This window comes from Streptomyces sp. MBT65 (genome assembly GCF_016612545.1).
In the GTDB taxonomy this organism is placed as follows: domain Bacteria; phylum Actinomycetota; class Actinomycetes; order Streptomycetales; family Streptomycetaceae; genus Streptomyces.
Genome location: NZ_JAENRY010000182.1, coordinates 1 through 16,747, shown reverse-complemented (window position 1 = coordinate 16,747; position 16,747 = coordinate 1). Strand labels below are relative to the sequence as shown.

Below are 16,747 nucleotides of genomic sequence, written 5' to 3'. Positions count from 1 at the left end.
GCACGGACAGGCCGAGCAGCCGGCCGGCCGCGCTGGCGCTGGTGATGACGGCGTCGGCGCCGGACTGCTTGAGCAGCGGCGCGTTCTCCTCCTCGCGCACGGCGGCCACGATCTTCGCGCCGCGGTTGAGCTGCCGGGCCGTGAGGGTCACCAGCACGGCCGTGTCGTCGCGCTGCGTCGCGATGATGATCTGCCGCGCCTTCTGCACCTCGGCCCGCTTCAGGACCTCGCTGCGGGTGGCGTCCCCGACGACCCCGACGTATCCCTCGCTGCTCGCCGCCTCGATCGCCTTCCCGCTGGGGTCGACCACGACGACCTGTTCCTTCTTCAGGCCCGTCGCGCACACGGTCTGGATCGCCGACCGCCCCTTCGTACCGAAGCCGACGACGACGGTGTGATCCCGCAAGGTGGACCTCCAGCGGTTTCCCGAAAGTACCCTAAGGGCATGGACAACGACCTTGTGCAGCGCGCCCGTTGGGGAGACTTAGAGGGACAGAACTGGGCCGGCCTGGTCCGTCTGTCCTTCGAGGTCGACGAGGGTCCCGCCACCGCTGAGAGCGACGTTACCGGCACCACGGATACCAAGCCCGCGTTCCGGCCCATGACTGGGCGGGACATCAGGAGCCGCGACGAGCAAGAGAAGGACAACCGGACGTTCGTCGAGTCGCGCGGCGGGCGATACGTATATACGTATGAAGAGCCGGACACGAGCGCCTGGAAGAGGAAGCGCGTCCGACTGCCGAACGGAGAGATCGGGTACCGCGTCATCCGCCCTGTGTTCGAGGGCGCGTTGGAAGACCTCAAGCGGGGCGTCGCACCGAACGGCAAGCAACTGGACGGCCTGATCGTCTACGACATCGACCGCCTCACCCGCGACAACCGGCACCTCGAAGACGCGATCGAGGTCGTCGAGAACTTCAAGCGCCCGATCATCGACTTCACGGGCTCGCTCGATCTGCTGACCGACAACGGTCGGACGGTGGCGCGCATCGTGACGGCGACCAACAGCAAGCAGTCCGCCGACACGGCACGACGGGTCGCGCGGAAGCACCAGGCGCTGCAACAGGCCGGGATTCCCACGGGCGGGACAAGGCCGTTCGGTTGGAAGGCCGACAAGCGCACGCTGGACCCGGACGAGGCCAAGTGGCTCCGTCAGATGGTGCATTGGCTGCTCGGAGGAAAGCCGATCTCCGCCGTCATCAACGAAGTCGACGAGGCCGGGGTGACCACGTCGACAGGCCGCACATGGTCCCGCCCGGGGCTCTTGGCCATCATGCGCAATCCCCGCCTGTGTGGTTACCGCTCGCGCCAAGTCATCGACGTCGACCCGGTGACCGGGACGGCGAACACACGGGTCGAAATCGTCCTGGACGACAAGGGCAAACCCGTGATCGGGCAGTGGGAGCCCGTTGTCTCCGTCGAGGAGTGGGAGGCCCTGAGGGAACTACTCGGGTCCAACCCCCAACCAGGCCAGGGGCACAACACGCGCAAGTCCCTGTTGCGCGGCACCCTTCGGTGCGGTCGCGAGGGTTGCGGCGCCCCGCTGCGAAGCAGGAAGGCCGACAAGAGCCGCAACAAGCCCGAGGGTTACTTCGACTATGCGTGCCCGAGCAGCGGCAGCGTCCCTTCAGGGTGCGGCGGCACGCGGATCAACGGCCCGGAGACGGACAAGGCCGTCACCATGATGGTGATCGCGAAGCACCAGGAGCAGGCCGCCGAACGGCTGGATGACCCGGAGCCGGCGACTTGGGAGAAGGAAGAGGAGCTGAAGCGGGTTCTCGAAGACATCGACGATCTGAAGCAGGCCCGTAAAGCGCGGATCATCACTGCTGAGACCTACTTCGGTCAGCTCGCGGAACATGAGGCCGAGAAACGCCGACTCACGGCGGAACGGAACCGAGTCCTGCGTAACAAGCACTCTGCGCAGAGCACGCCCGTCGATCTCGCGGAGACTTGGGGCGACCTGCTACTCAGTGAGAAGCGCGCTTACATCGAGGACCTACTGATTGCCGTACTCGTCGGACCCGCAGTCGGACGCGGGAGGCCCGTGCGGGGGCGTCTGACTCCGGTGTGGCGACCGAAGGGACAGCAGACGGAACCGGGGAACAACTTGGTGTGACCTTCGGGGAAGGCTGAGCAGGATGGGAGGCGACGGGCAAGCCGAGGATCGTGTTCACCCGTCGCCAATCGTCGTCGGACCAGGCAGGAGCCTTTCGCGCCTGCTCCCGAGCCCAAGCCCAGTCGTCATCACCCTCCAAAGGCAGCTTCAAACGAAGCTCCCGTCACGACTCAATCTCTCGTCAGCGGCGACCTCTCGGTTGCGTGCGGTGTCCTCCGCGATTCCGGCAGCGATGAGAGCGGCGCCGGGAGTGTGGCCGGAGCCGACGTAGCGCCAGTTCCGATCGATGGCCGTGCCGGGGAGGTCGGTGTGGCCTACGTGGTGGGCGCGTTCGGCGCGCAGTGCTGCGTATGTCGTGGAGTAGGCACGGGACTTGGTGAGGATGTGGCCCCGGTAGCCGAGGGTGTGTGTCCAGGCCCGGAGGCGGAGGGTCTCGTACTCGGGTAGATCGCCGAGGCGCCAGCAGGTGTGCATGAGGGTGCGGACGTGTTCGCTGACGAGGGCAGTGGCCAGGTCATCCCAAGTGGTGACCCTGTGGTCGATGCCGGCGCCGGTTTCGCTGGCGCCTTTGGTGACGTACTTCGCCACGTACGCGGCCACGGCGTCATCGTCGGGCCCGTCTCCGTCGGAGTGCAACGGACGGGCGTCGATCTGGACGCCCCAGCGCAGGGCGAGTTCACCCACGGCCGGGCTGTAGGGGGTACGGACCAAGACCCGCCGGGCCGAGGCGTGCACAGCGTCGATCAGTTGGTTGGTTGTGCCCCAGACCGGGGGTTCGTCGTCTGGTCCCGCCGGGCCGTCGAGGCGGACGACTGCGTGGACGTGGACGGCCGCCCGTTTCTGGTACTCGGCGACTCGGGCGAAGGACAGCCGGGCGTGATCGGCGAAGTGGGACTGTACAAGGCCGGCCGAGGAGGCCAGGCGACGCCGGACGTCGATGGCGAACCGGTCCCACAGCTTGGAGGCGTGCGCGTGCCACAGCACGTGGGCGGGGTAGTCGTAGCAGTCGGCGCAGAGGGGTTGGCCCACGAGCAGATCGTTCGGGGTGTGGACGGTGGCGCAGCCGAGACGGTGCCCGTGTTCGCAGGTTCCGCCGTCACGGCGGGGGCGACATCGGTCCCCGGCGCGGTGGACCGGGCCGAATGACGGGGCGGTGAGGGTGACGAAGAGGCGGGGCCGGTTGCGGACCGTGGCAGGGATGTTCTTGCCGCCGAGCAGGCCCGCGCGGACGAGGTGGAAGGTGTCGCCTGCGTGGAGGCGGGAGCAGGGGGCGCAGACGGTTGCGCGTCTGTTGCGGCAGCGGACGAGGAGGCGTTCGCCGGGTTCGGTGCGGGTGTCGTAGTGGTGCAGGATCTCGCCGGTCGTGCCGTCCAGGGTCGTCGTTGAGCCGGAGAGGTGGACGGGGTGGGTACAGCCGCCGGTTGCGGTGATCTGCTCAAGCCAGCGCGGGAATTGGGGGTCTTGGGCGATGCGGAGTGCGTCGCGGTCTGTTTCGGGGAGTTGGCGCAGGCGCGCCGCGCGGTCGAGGACGGCGCGCCTGTCAGCCGGGGTGTACTCCGGGGTGATGGTGGTGACCTTCCGGGGTGGGCCGCCGTAGCGGCACGGTGGGTGGGTGGTGGCGCGCAGTGGGTCATGGGGATCACGTCCTTCTGGGGTGGTGGTGCGGGTGGGTCAGCGGATGGTTCCGGTGCCCCGGCAGACGCGGCAGCGGCGCAGCCGTCCGGTCCAGGTCCTGCGGGCGCCGTCGCCCTTGCAGAACGGGCACCTCACGCGAGACATGGGCATGGCGGTGGGTCCCTTCTGCTCAGGTGTGGGAGAAGCCGCTGATGAACCAGATGACGAGGCCGTGGATGGTGAAGACCACGGGGGTCTGGCCGAGGTAGACGCCGAAGAGGCCGACGCAGACCGCTTCCCAGGCGCGGATGTCGCGGGAGCGGACGAGGAGGACAGTGATGATCCCGAAGATCACCGCGAACGTGAACGCCGTACCCTCACTGATCACATCTCCGGTCACTTGACGTCTCCTTCCAGCGCCGCAAGTGCGCGGTCCAGGGCGGGCAGGTGCGGGGTCAGGCCGGAGTGCTTGCGGGCCGTCGACACGGCCTCTTGCGTCGATGTCAGGTGCGAGCGGGCTCGGCTCCATCCGCCGTCCGGGCCCGTGCACACGGCTACGCCGCGTTCCTCCGCTGTGATGGTCTGGGCGATGGCGACGGCGTCTTTGTTGAGGTCGCCGAGGGTCATTTCGGCTGTGCCGGGGTCGTTGACGCGGTGACAGATCCGGCCGCCGAGTTGGGCGCGCAAGGCGGTGACGCCGGGGCCGAGGTCGGAGCCGACGCGCTGGCCGGCGACGATCAGGTGAAGTCCGAGCGCGGCACCGAGCTGCCCCAGGCGCAGCAGGAGCGTGGAGCACTGCTCCGCCTCTGCCTTGCTCTCACGGGTCCCGTCGGAGAGGTACAGTTCCGCGATCTCGTCGACGATCACCACGACCGGTATCGGCCGCAGTTTGTCGGGCAGTTCCCAGATCGAGCGGACACCCGCCGCACGGCAGGCACTCATCCGGTCCTGCATGTCGACCACGAGCGCGGAAAGCACCGCGACCGCTTCGCGTCGGCAGGTCGCCAGCGCGCTCAACCGCCGGGCGAACAGGCCGAGTTCCATGCCGCCCTTGCAGTCGATGCCGACCAAGGCAACCGGCTGTGTGGCGAGTTGGGTGATGAGCCGGGCCAGCAGGGTGGACTTGCCCGAGCGGGTGGCCCCGGTGATCAGCCAGTGCGGGACCAGGCGCAGGTTCATTACCCAGGCGCCGCCGGACTCCAGCGCGCCGATGAGCGCGGACAGCAGCTCGGCCGGAGCGGTGGCTAAGCCGGGCCGTTGAAGCGGATCGCTGGCCATGGCAGTCAGCAGGACCACACCGCGTTCCGGTGAGGTGATCCGCACTGCGTGGACTCTCCACGCGTGAACGAGTGCTTCGGCCGCCTTCATGTACGTCATCGGGGTCTGTCCCGCGTGCAGCCGCACGGTCACGGTCAGCCCCATGCGGGTAGCCCGCGGGAACGAGGTGCGGGGTGCTACCGGCCGCACGGGGTCGCCCTTGACGATCAGGTGCCCGACCAGTGTGCGGGCCGGGAGCTTGGACACGGACAGGTCGTTGAGCAGGGCGACCCGGCGCCAGGTGAACAGCACCCGCCACGCGGTCACCGGATACCCGGCGAGGTACCAGTGCCAGGCCGGGCGGTGCCGACGTACCAGGTCGCCGACGACGAGCAGCCAGGCAAGCACGGCCAGGGCGAAGGCGAGCAGGATCGGTCCCATCACGCGTCACCGCCCTTGGCGTGCGCCGCCGGGGTGCCGTGCACGGGGGTGATGGCGTCGGCGCGGAAGCTGACGCCGTGCCGGTCGCCCATCGACCACATGAACGCGGTCAGCCCGGTGACCTTGACAATCTGTCCTTCCTGGATGCCCTTCGGTTCGCCGCTCACCGCGATCTCGATGACGGAGATGCGGCGTCCGTCCTGGCGGACGGTGACGGCGACGGTGTAGACGGGGTTGCCGTCCCGGTCCTTCTTGATCTCTTGTGTGTCGAAGTTGCTGATCTTCGTTTCCGGGGCGATGGCGCACCGCAGTACGCCCAGTCGCGCCGTGTCCACGGGAATGGACTGCATGTTGTGTGGCCTCCTTGGCCAGTCGGGACGCCTGACATATTCAGACGTCACTTGTCCTTACGAGTTACGACTATGAGGCTCTGTACGGCGAGTGCGCAAGTACTTATGCTGACGAGTGATGTCGCGCGTGCGACGTGACTACGACCTCGACCCGGAGATGCCGCCATGTCGGAGATCCAGCGCCCCGGAGCCCTCTACCAGCAGGTGGCCGCAGCCATCCGCGAAGCCATCCTGTCCGGCGAGTTCGCCCCGGATGCGATGCTGCCGTCCGAGGCCCAGCTCATGACCCGCTACGGCGTCTCCCGCCCCACCGTCCGCAACGCCATCGCCGCCCTGCGCGCGGAAGGCCTGATCGATGTCCGGCACGGCAAGGGCAGCTTCGTCCGGACCGACGGCCAGCCCGCACTCACCCTCGAACGCCGCATCACCCACAGCAGCGAAGGCAAGTTCGTCATGCCCAACGGCGACACTTGGCAGGAGGCCGAACGGCCGCACACCTACCGCACCCACACCACCAAGGACACCGGCCGTCTCCTCCAACTCGGCCAGGAGGAGGCTCTGTTCGGCTGTGACCGGCTGCTCACCGACCCCGCCACTGGAACGCGCGCCATGCACCGCACGCTGATCCCGTTCGAGGTCGCCGAGGCCGTACCGCTGCTCGGCAAGGAACCCTGCAAGCCCCCGGCAGCGATCTACTGGGTGCTCACCCAGGCCGGCCACAAACTGACCTGGACCGAGACCGTCCGCGCGCACATGCCGCTGCCCGACGAGCGCACCACGCTCCAGCTCCCGGACGCGACGCCGATCCTGCACGTGACCCGCACCGCGCACGGCACCGACGACCGCCCGCTGATCCTCGAAGAGCTGCGCGTGGGTGCGGACCGTGCCGAACTCGCCTACCGGATCAACGCCGACAAACAGCCCACCCGACGCAACCGCACCTGACCTCAGACGGGCATCGGTCGAAACAGTCTTCACTTCCTCAAGGGCGCGCCTGCGGCGCGCCGGGGCGCCCGGCCGCCCCGGCCGGGCGTGCGGCGTGGCCGCCGGTCCCGTCCGGTCGCCCGACGCCCCGCACCGCAGCACACCGCAGGAAGCAACGTGTCGAACGGCCATAGCTGGCTGGGGTGTTGGGGGCTGGGGGTCGCCGGGTGCCGAGACTTTAGGCAGCTCCCATGGGGCGAGCCTCGAAGAACAGGGGGCCGATCGGGCTAAACGCGGGCAGGCTCCAAGAGACTGCCCGATCCGCCGGCGAGCGTAAGGCCCCCTGTTCACTCGCCCCATGGCAGCTACCGCCCAAAGTCTCAACACCCGGCGACATGCCCACGTACCGCGCTCACCAGCGGAAACCCGCCTCATCGTGCGCCGCCGTTGTCGTCCGCGAGCGCCTCCAGGAGGCCGGCGAGCCGATTCACCGCGCCAGGCCAACCCGCCACCCGCACGACACCGCGCCCCTCCTCGTTCGCCGAGGCGACGGCCCGTAACTCGGACAGCTCGAACCCGACACCGAGGAACGCCCGGTTCAACTGATCAGCGGACTCCCGCGCTTCACGCCAACCCGCGATGTAGTCGACACCCGACACCCACAGCCCGAAGCCCGCCCCCGTAACGTCGCCGAGCCCGTCGCTCAGCCAGTTCTCTCCCGCGCCAGACACCTTGCCCACCTCTGCCCTGATCTAGGTAACGGATCGTCAACTCTCTTTTGGTCCAAGGCAGATGCACAGCACAACGGCCCCGGTACCATCAGGCACCGGGGATCTTCGCGTTCCCCAACCGGGTCACCCTCCGCTTTTCCAGGGCTAAGGGGGTGACCCGGTCTCCGTTTTCGGTTGTGAAGCAGGCCTCCTGGCACCGAGTGGGGAACCCGGCGGAGCTCCAGGAGACGCGCCCCGTTCGCCGGAGGGATCGCCCTCCAGCCCCCGGCTGCCGCTCACTCCCGAGGGAGCGAAACGCGTAGCGTCAGCCGAAGATCATCAGGACGGTTGGCCGCCGTCTCCGCCGCCGAGGTCGAATCGGCACCACACGGTCTTGCCGCCCTTGTCCTCCGGCGTCCACCAGACCGCCGCAGCCAGTCGCTGAAGAATCAGCAGCCCACGCCCGCAGTCAGGTAAGACCGCTTCCGACAACTCCCCTGCCAGCCCGGGCAAGAACGAGTCGCCCAGGGGAAGCACCGGGGGTGTCGAGTCCTCATCCGCGACCCCGATGAACAGCCACTTCGGCCACATCTTGAAGATCACGTCGATACGGCGGCTCGCGCCAGGGCGGGCAAGGCAGCGATCCGGCACCACGTGATTGACCACGTTTCCGACCAGCTCCGACACGGCCAACTGCGCATCGGCCACGACGGCATCGGCGCCCACGCTCCGTAGGAACACGACCGTCTGGTCACGCGCGATGCGCCCGGTGTCGCTGAACTCGGCGAGGAGCGACAGCGTCAGGAAGTGCCCGCCGAAGGAAGGATCAGGCCGCGTGTACCAATGAGCCATCGCGTTCAGTTCCTCGGCCACGTACGCATGCCGGCGCGCTTTCCTCGCAGCGTCCATGACACGCCCCCGTCTCAGCTCACGGCCGCCGAGTCCCTCCCGGCAGGGTGACCCGAGAGTGCACCTCTCTCACCGCCTGTCGCTCCCCCCTCTTGGGGACCCCCCTCGTGGGTACACTCGCGAGACGGACGCGGCACAGCAGACAGAAACGCCAAACACCGTCAGGTCGATCACAATGGGGAAGTGAGATGACCGAAGCTGCACCGACACCGGCAGCCCTACCGCCACACGTCTTGGAACGCGCGGACGTGCGCTCGGCTGTCGCCAACCACGACTTCGGCGAAGTCTTCAGACTCGCCAAGATCCACGGAAACATCAGCTACGCCAAGATCTCCGAGGCCGTCGGCTACAAGCGCGAACACATCGGCAAGATGGCCCGCCCCGAGACCGACGGCACAGGCGCCCGCCCACGGATCACCCAGTTCCACAAGATCCTCGAAGTCGTCGACGGCCTACGCATCCCAGGCCAGCTCGCAGGACTCGCCCCACGTCCGTGGGAACTGGAAAGACCAGCCACACCCTCCCGACTCGACGACCCGAGCGCCCTGATCGCACAGGGTGGCGCCGGACTGTGGGATGTAGCCGAGTTGCTCCGCCGCACGGAGATGTCCAGCATCAACAGTGCCGCCCTGGAGTCGATCGAAGGCGGCATCGACCAACTGGCCCGCGCCTACCCGTACGCCGATGCCGACTACCTGCACGAGCGCACCCGCAACGGCCTGCAATACGTCACCAAGCAGCTCGAAGGCCGGATGACGCTCAGCCAGCACCGGGAACTACTCGTCGACACCGGATGGCTCTTCCTCCTCAACGCCTGCGTCCAGTACGACCGAGGACAACGCGAAGCCGCCAACCTCAGCAAGGCCGCCGCCCTCCGCATCGGCCAGGAGGCCGGTCACGGCGAGATCATGGCCTGGGCATGGGAGATCGAGGCCTGGTTCGCCCTCACCCAGAGCCGATGGCAGGACATGCTCAACGCCGTCGAAGCCGGACACGTCGCCGACCAGACCCACTCCGTCGGCGTCCAGCTCTACGCCCACAAAGCACGAGCCGCCGCCCGCATGGGTGACGCCCGCCTGGTCCGCGACTCCCTGGACGCCGGCCGAGCCCGCCTTGACCGCCTCCCACGCCCAGACCACCCCGAACACCACTTCATAATCGACCCGGACAAGTGGGACTTCTACGAAATGGACGCCTACCGCCTCCTCGGAGACGACGAACGCGCTGCCGCCCACGCGCGATCCGTGATCCGCATCAGCACTGGCCCCGACGGCACCGAGATCTCACCCATGCGCGCCGCCGAGGCCCGCCTCACACTCGGGGTGGCCGCTGCCCGAACCGGCGACATCGAGGAAGCAATCGGCATGGGCACCACCGCACTCGAAGCGGACCGGAAGTCGCTCCCATCCCTGCTTTTAGTCGCCGACGAGCTGGACAAGGAACTACGCTCCCGATATCCACGCGAACCCGCCTCACGCGACTTCCACGAGCGAATCTTGACCATCAAACAAGGCGCCGCCTCGCCAGAGCTGCCGTTCTGAGGGCCGAACGACCCTAGACCACAAGAGCGCTCAATCATTGACTGGGAATCGCGATCCCACTTTCGGCAGCCGGACACTCTCCCTCTGCTCTCGCCTCTCTAGAAAGGCGAGAGCATGACTGTACACGCGCGGGTATTACCCCGGGCACGCATCCGCTGTCGGTGACTGCTCCTTGAAAAAGGTACAGTCACCGCGCAATCTCCCTCCAGGTCGCATATACCCCGCATCTCGACACTGGAAATGTAGTTCGGCCCCGAACACACCTGCCGGCAGCGCCCGGTTCGGTGACAGCAGGACAGGGGATTCGCCCAACTGAACCCCTCCCGCTCGCCCAACTCATCGCGCGACTGGGGAATTATTCCCGCATGTTCGTGGACGGATCCCATGCACGCGCGAAAGAGCGGGATCCGATACCAGCCCTTCCGCCAGTCGGCCGGAAGAAGACTGTTAGCGAAACTCCACCTGCTTTGCGACTACGACGGCACCCAACTCGGCGATGAGAAGATTGGTAGGGCAGGGGGGCCACATAGGAAACCCCGAGGTTTCACCCTTAGGCCTCAAAATTGAAGCGATTTGGCTCTTCAAGGATTCTCAATGCATACGCCCGCTTTTCCTTGACCCCCACATAAATGGGTTCACGCCCGGAAACAATACGGTGAATCCATCCTTGTGACTGCAAAGCAGTCAGGACAGCAGGGACGCGGCCTCTAATTGCTGGATCCAGCCCCCTGGAAAGCCCGCTTTCCTTACGTCCTGAGCCTCTTTGTGAGTAAATCTTTTTCAGGACCGTCAGGGCAATCTTCGCGTCGTCAGACAGTTTCAATTGCATGATACCGACGGTCGTTTGAGATAGTGATGAAAAACTCTCGAACTCGCAATCGATGAATTTTTCTGCGAGTGCCACCGGGACACCCGCTGCCCCATCAAGCAGCCCGATCAGGCAGGACCTAAAGACTGGGCAAGCCTCTTCGGACTCAAGCGAGGAAATATCTAGGCGATGAATCACGGAATCATGGAAGTTGATTTTCGACAAAACCGTGTTGCTGTCCGACGGGGTGAGAGATTCAATCATAACTCCCTCAACAATGAAACTTTGGCGTACTTTCTCTGGTGCCAGATAATCAGCAACACGCAATGCATCCGTCAACACCGCATCATACTGATGCTTATCCTGTCGGCGCTTCGCAGCCGCAAGTACGGTACCGGCTGAGACGTCCCGCAGTTCGAGAGATTGAGCCGCAACCCCCACTCCCAGTTCGCTGGACGAAACAACCCAAGATGCGTTCTGGGCTAGCGTATGCCCTTCGTGGGGCTGTGCCAAATATGAAGCAAGATCTTCGCCGTATGCGGTATCCGCCAAATCCTTATCTACGAATACTCGCTGCTCCTTGTTCAGATCCAGGTTAGCCGCAGAGGGATTTGCCAGACCAGGCAAACGTAGAAGAAGCTGGATTCCCTCTTCGTCAGCTTCCACTCCGTTGACTTCACGGAACGCTTGGCTCAGGATTTTCATATCCACAGGACCGGTCTCGTCGCCAGTGGAACGCGCAAGCGTTGCAACCCTGGAAACAAGCTGCTTAATTTTCTCCGGCCGAACCGCCGAGAACATTTTGGCTTCGCGCTTGCAGATCATCCCAAACAAATTCCGCCACGCGGCGGCCTGATCTACTAGCGAGTCCGATTCGACGTCATACATAGCCCCATCGGCCAACAGATAGCCGATCAGAAGCGGTCGCGTCGGGAGCCATTCTGGAACGCTCCAGTTGATTCCCGACTTCTTCAGATAATTGACCACCTGTTCGTTTGTGAAATCATGAATAGTTTGCAAGGAACATTCTTCACTTAGGCCAAGAACGCTGATCATCTCTTGAGCCGATGAAAAGAAATGGGCCCGACCACACACTGCAATTCCGGTTTCTTCCGGAGCTTCTTCGATCAATCTTCGGATCCCGGAAAGCGCCTGAAAGCGCACCTGCTTGACGTCGGCCGCACTTCCCATCCATCTCGTCGGAACAATCTCATCAAAGCCGTCAAGAAGCAGCACGCAAGCGCCAGCTCGCCAGGCGGATGTGAGTGCGCGATCGTTACTGAAGCCCACTTCTTCCGAGTGCCTGCGTAGGATTTCAGCAGGCGTCTTAAGCCCAGCACAGTCGCGCAAATTAACATGAACGGGGAATGGCGTCAATTTATCGGATTTGAAGTGCGCCTTCCGCATTTCCATGTAGATTTGCCTTAGAGCGTGACTCTTACCTACACCGAAATCTCCGATGATGAGATGACGATTCCCGCCCGAAAGACTCTTAGTGATACCTTTAACACTTTCCTCTTTGCCGTCAATGTCAGAGAAAATCGTCTCCACATTCACCGACGACCGAGAAGAATTAGTGACGTAGGCGATGCTCCCAAAAGGTGCTCTATCTCTGCATTGAATATAGCTCTCCGAATCACAGAGCCGACGGGATAGCGTGGCCATGCTGATGGCATGGATTGGGAACTTTGCAATCTCTGCTTCTTTTCTTACAGCACCTCTCTGCTCAGCCGTCGGTTCGTCTCGCGTGACAACCCAACCCGTGACACTCTTGTAAGCATTTTCAGGCTTCCTGTGCAGGTCGATGAGCAACTCCCTGATCTTTGAAGCATCTTGGATTGCCTTAGCCTTGTCTCGCCTGACTGTGAACTCGTACACATGGATAGCGTCATCCATTTCAAAAGCCGCGTCAATTTCTCGACCTCGATGCATAACCGGGCCTTGTGTTCCCAGCGGGTTGTGGATTGCCTTGGCAGCAGCCAACGCTCTTTTCTCAAACTGTGGCCCTGTCTCGTCCTCGTACACTTTTATCCCTTCAGGTGAGTTAAATACTCGCGATATATCTATCTTCGTCGGAGTATTCGAACTATTCAGCTATAGGGGCGGACTCTGCGCCTGGCTACACAAAGAATAGCCTCAAGTCTCTTGCCAGAACCCGAAGTTGCGGATCCCTTCCGTAACTTCCCTACAGACGAAGCATGATGCCCCTTGAGGACGCGGTCCATGACAGGTTTCACGACATCAGGGATCATGATGCTTACTACCTGGATCACCAGCGCAGGGGGCACGCGATGAGGAACGACGAGCGACCATCGCTCAAGAACGGGAAGTTCTCCATCCTTCGGTCCCTCTGGTACCGCTCGCATGCCGAGGCCCGAGACGACGCCGAAGCAGGGCGCTCCATCACGATGCCGGCGCAGAGCGCCGTGCCCCCACTTCAACAAGTGCTGCGGCGCCTAGCTTTGGGGCTCCTAGTACTCGCCGTAACCACGTTGATCGTCTATGTCGACCGCGACGGCTACAACGACAACTCCGACGGCTCGGTTGACCTCCTCGACTCGGCGTACTACGCCACCGTCACCCTTTCCACTACCGGCTACGGCGACATCACCCCGGTCAGCGACCCCGCCCGGCTCACCAACATCCTCGTCATCACACCGCTGCGAGTGGTCTTCCTGATCATCTTGGTCGGCACCACGCTCGAAGTGCTCACCGAACGCACCCGGCAGCACGTTCGTGTGCATCGTTGGCGCTCCCGTATCCGAGATCACGTCGTCGTTGTCGGCTACGGCACCAAGGGACGCCACGCTGTTCAATCGCTCTTGGGCCAGGGTGTGCCCAAAGAACAGATCATCGTCGTGGACCCGATGAGGAAGGCCGTGGACGCCGCCAACAGTGACGGACTCGTGTCCGTGTGCGGAGACGCGACCCGCGCCGACACGTTGCGGAAGGCCGAGACGCAGAACGCGGCCCGAGTCATCATCGCTCCCCAGCGTGACGACACCGCCGCCCTGGTCACTCTCACAACACGCCAGCTCAACAGACGTGCATCCATCGCCGTCGCAGTCCGCGAGGACGAGAACGTACCGCTGCTGAAGCAGAGCGGCGCCGACACGGTTATCACTAGCTCCAGCGCCGCCGGCCGGTTGCTCGGTGTGGCTACGGCCAGCCCGCACTCAGCCAACACCCTGGAAGAACTCATGACCTACGGCTCTGGACTTGATCTCATCGAACGCCCCGCATCCGAAGATGAGGTAGGACGTTCGCCGCGTGAGAGCAAGGACTTGGTCGTGGCCGTCGTCCGCCTCAAAGAGGTTCTGGCCTACTCCGAGCCAGAGGCACAAATCCTCAAGGCCGGAGACCGCTTGATCACAGTCGAGCGGTCTGCACCCAACAGCTGATTAGCAAAACTCGCCGGAGGGTAGTGGCACATCCACCAAACCGTTGACTCCAGCGGTTGAGGCGCCATTCCTCCCGTGTGCGTTCGGTGAGGACTTCGAGGGTGGTGCCGACCAGGACGATCAGGAACAGCACGCGCAGCGGTGTGACGACGAGGATGTTGGTGAGCCGGGCGCCGTCGCTGACCGGGGTGATGTCGCCGTAGCCGGTGGTCGAGAGGGTGACCGTGGCGTAGTAGAGGGCGTCGAGGAAGTCGACCGAGCCGTCCGAGTTGTCGTTGTAGCCCTCGTGATCGGCGTAGACGATCAACGCGGTCGCGACCAGCAGACACAGGGCGATGGACAGCCGTTTGGCGACCTGCTGGAAGGGGTGCTCGACCACTTTCCTCGGGAGTTCCACCCGATGGGTCACGAGATGTTCGTCCGCCTGGCGGGCGATCGCATCATGGCCCGATTGTTTCACGTGAAACACACCCCGATCCCGGCGGCCGCCCAGGGCAGATCGATGAGTTCCGCCTGCTGCCCCTGGCGCGCACCACCGGGTGGTACGACCGCGAGCGCGTCGGCCGCCGCGATCCCGCGCAGCATGGCCGGGCCGTTGAAGTGCAGCGGAACGGCCCGGTCGCCGCGCAGTACGGCGGGGACGAGCCGGGTGTCGTACGGGTGCCCGTGCACCGCGTCCTGGAGGGGCAGCGCGTAGGGCTCCGGGGCGGGGTGGGCCGACAGGGTCCGCAGCAGCGGTTCGGCGAGGGTGAGCAGGCCGGAGATCGCTGCGAGGGGGTTGCCGGGCAGGCCGACGAGGTGCTGGTCGTCCTTGATGCGGGCCAGCAGCATGGGGTGGCCGGGGCGTACCTTCACACCGTCCACGAGGAGTTCGGCGCCGATGTCGCGCAGGGTGGGGTGGACGTGGTCGACCGGTCCGGAGGCGGTGCCACCGGTGGTGACGACGAGGTCGGCGGTGCTGGTCGTGATGGCCTTGTGCAGCGTCTTCGCGTCGTCGCGGAGTCGGCGTACGGCGATGACCTCGGCGCCGAGTGCGCGCAGCCAGGACGGCAGCATCGGGCCGAGCGCGTCCCGGATGAGCCCGTCGTGGGGCAGCCCCTCGGTGAGCAACTCGTCGCCCAGGACGAGGACTTCGACCCGGGGGCGGGGCACGGCGGTGAGCGTGTCGTAGCCGGCGGCCGCGGCGAGACCGAGCACCGCCGGGGTCACCAGGGTGCCGCCGGGCAGCAGATGGTCGCCGCTGCGGCATTCCTGGCCGCGCGGGCGGATGTCCTGGCCGTGTTCGACGTCCCGGGCCGCGTGCAGGCGGTCCTTGTCGTCGATACGGCCGTGTTCGCTGCGGATGACGGCGGTGGCGTCGGCGGGGACCCGGGCGCCGGTCGCGATCCGTACGGCCTCGCCGTCGCTCAGCGGCTCGGGCTGGGCGTGCCCGGCGAGCACCCCGTCCTCGCGTACGGCCCAGGGGCCGGGCCCTGCGACCGCCCAGCCGTCCATCGCGGAGGTGTCGAACGAGGGCAGGTCGCTCAGTGCGACGAGCGGCGCGGCCAGCACCAGGCCGAGAGCGGAGTCGAGGGGCACGGAGACGGGGGCACGATGGCCACCGGCACGGGCGGCGCGGGCGGCGATCGCGCGGGCCTCGGGCCAGGGGGTGGCTCGGTGCCGGGTCTCTGGTGTGCGGGGTGCGCCAGGGGTTCGGGGCGTGTCCTGTGGTGGGGGCGGAGGCTCGGCGGCGTCGCCGTTGCCGGCTGCGTTCACGAGGGCGAGGACCTCCTCGACGTCGAGGTCCTCGACGTCCTGGGTGTGCCCGCTGGTGTGCGTGTGCGTGCCGCGCGCGGTCATGCGGTGGAGTCCGGGTGCGGGGTGGACGGGGTGACCGGGGCGTCGGTGTTCGACTCGGGCGCGGCGCCGGGCTTTGTCGAGTGCCCGGAGTCGGCGTCGGGCTTCGCGCCGGGCGCGGACTCGGAGGCGACCTCGGGCGTGGGATCGGACGTCGAGTCGGGGCCGGGGGTGGGCTTCGTCGCCGGGGCCGCTTCCGATGCCGCGTCGGGCGAGGCCCCCGGGGTCTCCTCGTCCGCCCAGCGCAGTGCGAGGGCGACGGCCTTGCGGGCGGCCTCGGCAACCGCCTCGGGTCCGCCCTTGCCCTGCGCCGCCGCGTAACCGACCAGGAAGGTGGTCAGCGGGGCGGCGGGNGCCTGGCCACTCCGTGGGCGGCGTCGCGGGCGAGGTCGAGCAGGATGCCGGTGTCGACGTCCAGGTCGATGCCCAGTTCGTCCTTGACTGCGGAAATCCATTCATCCAACACGTGCCCATGCTCCCTGATGCGTGCCCTGGCGGTGACGAGGTCGTCCCAGGTGTCGCAGTCGAAGGACGCGACGGGGTCGGGGACGCGGGTGAGTTCGAGCGCGGCGGTCAGCCTGCGCAGGGGCAGCCCGGTGAGGCCGCCGTGCTCTTTTGTGAGCGCGGTCAGCTCTCGGCGGAGCGCCGCCGCGCGGTACGCGGCCACGAGCGGCTGGTCGCGCCCGTCCGCGTCGGTGAGCAGCGCCCCTTCGGCGCCGCTGCTCCACAACGCGGTCAACAGCCGCCGTACGGTCGCCACTTCGAGGAACGGCAGGTCGGCCGAGAGGACCACGACGGTGTCGGCGGTGGTGTGGCGCAGACCGGCGTCGAGCGCGG

Annotated in this window: 12 protein-coding genes and 3 pseudogenes; 4 read left to right on the top strand and 11 right to left on the bottom strand. The window is 65.8% G+C overall.

The genetic code is table 11. The annotated features are described in order from the left end of the window. A pseudogene (locus JHN63_RS33130) lies at window positions 1–424 on the bottom strand (NAD(P)-binding protein); the annotation flags it as partial. Window positions 425–445: 21 nt separating this feature from the next. Between JHN63_RS33130 and JHN63_RS33125 the strand changes: the two are divergent. Then, window positions 446–2,119, top strand: coding sequence for a recombinase family protein (locus JHN63_RS33125; protein WP_200687662.1), 1,674 nt, complete (start codon window positions 446–448; stop codon window positions 2,117–2,119). Between the two features lie 147 nt (window positions 2,120–2,266). On the opposite strand, the gene JHN63_RS33120 is transcribed toward JHN63_RS33125, so the two are convergent. From JHN63_RS33120 to JHN63_RS33105, 4 genes are all read right to left on the bottom strand, one after another. After that, window positions 2,267–3,628 (bottom strand): replication initiator, encoded by a 1,362-nt coding sequence (locus JHN63_RS33120; protein WP_200687670.1) that lies wholly within the window; start codon window positions 3,626–3,628, stop codon window positions 2,267–2,269. 295 nt (window positions 3,629–3,923) lie between these two features. Continuing rightward, complete coding sequence (locus JHN63_RS33115) at window positions 3,924–4,121, bottom strand: hypothetical protein (RefSeq protein WP_200687668.1); 198 nt, start codon at window positions 4,119–4,121, stop codon at window positions 3,924–3,926. Between the two features lie 8 nt (window positions 4,122–4,129). After that, window positions 4,130–5,431, bottom strand: a complete 1,302-nt coding sequence (locus tag JHN63_RS33110; RefSeq protein WP_200687666.1) for an FtsK/SpoIIIE domain-containing protein — start codon at window positions 5,429–5,431, stop codon at window positions 4,130–4,132. Next, window positions 5,431–5,781: a hypothetical protein gene (locus tag JHN63_RS33105; RefSeq protein WP_200687659.1), complete on the bottom strand. Its 351-nt coding sequence runs from the start codon at window positions 5,779–5,781 to the stop codon at window positions 5,431–5,433. The genes JHN63_RS33110 and JHN63_RS33105 overlap by 1 nt, the downstream gene beginning before the upstream one ends. Window positions 5,782–5,946: 165 nt before the next feature. Here JHN63_RS33105 and JHN63_RS33100 point away from each other — a divergent pair, with 165 nt between their 5' ends. After that, window positions 5,947–6,726: a GntR family transcriptional regulator gene (locus tag JHN63_RS33100; protein WP_200687657.1), complete on the top strand. Its 780-nt coding sequence runs from the start codon at window positions 5,947–5,949 to the stop codon at window positions 6,724–6,726. 410 nt (window positions 6,727–7,136) lie between these two features. Here the strand turns inward: JHN63_RS33100 and JHN63_RS33095 are convergent, their stop codons facing one another. Then, window positions 7,137–7,436: a hypothetical protein gene (locus tag JHN63_RS33095; protein WP_200687655.1), complete on the bottom strand. Its 300-nt coding sequence runs from the start codon at window positions 7,434–7,436 to the stop codon at window positions 7,137–7,139. 318 nt (window positions 7,437–7,754) lie between these two features. Further along, a complete protein-coding gene (locus JHN63_RS33090) occupies window positions 7,755–8,324 on the bottom strand; it encodes an ATP-binding protein (RefSeq protein ID WP_200687653.1) in 570 nt (189 codons plus the stop codon). A 233-nt stretch (window positions 8,325–8,557) separates the two neighbouring features. On the opposite strand from JHN63_RS33090, the gene JHN63_RS33085 reads away from it, so the two are divergent. Then, a complete protein-coding gene (locus JHN63_RS33085; RefSeq protein ID WP_234478072.1) occupies window positions 8,558–9,865 on the top strand; it encodes a tetratricopeptide repeat protein in 1,308 nt (435 codons plus the stop codon). A 550-nt stretch (window positions 9,866–10,415) separates the two neighbouring features. Here JHN63_RS33085 and JHN63_RS33080 read toward each other — a convergent pair. Further along, the gene (locus tag JHN63_RS33080; RefSeq protein WP_200687649.1) at window positions 10,416–12,698 is read right to left on the bottom strand and encodes an NACHT domain-containing NTPase; all 2,283 of its coding nucleotides are present in this window, start codon (window positions 12,696–12,698) and stop codon (window positions 10,416–10,418) included. A gap of 266 nt (window positions 12,699–12,964) precedes the next feature. On the opposite strand from JHN63_RS33080, the gene JHN63_RS33075 reads away from it, so the two are divergent. Continuing rightward, entirely contained in the window at window positions 12,965–14,074 is a 1,110-nt protein-coding gene (locus JHN63_RS33075) for a TrkA family potassium uptake protein (protein WP_200687664.1), read from the top strand. A gap of 49 nt (window positions 14,075–14,123) precedes the next feature. Here JHN63_RS33075 and JHN63_RS33070 read toward each other — a convergent pair. The 3 genes and pseudogenes from JHN63_RS33070 to JHN63_RS33060 form a co-directional block, all read right to left on the bottom strand. Continuing rightward, window positions 14,124–14,534 (bottom strand): annotated as a pseudogene (locus tag JHN63_RS33070) (potassium channel family protein); the annotation flags it as partial. Further along, a complete protein-coding gene (locus tag JHN63_RS33065; protein ID WP_200687647.1) occupies window positions 14,531–15,913 on the bottom strand; it encodes a molybdopterin molybdotransferase MoeA in 1,383 nt (460 codons plus the stop codon). The pseudogene JHN63_RS33070 and the gene JHN63_RS33065, both read right to left, overlap by 4 nt. Continuing rightward, window positions 15,910–16,747 (bottom strand): annotated as a pseudogene (locus JHN63_RS33060) (DUF6457 domain-containing protein); the annotation flags it as partial. The pseudogene JHN63_RS33060 and the gene JHN63_RS33065, both read right to left, overlap by 4 nt.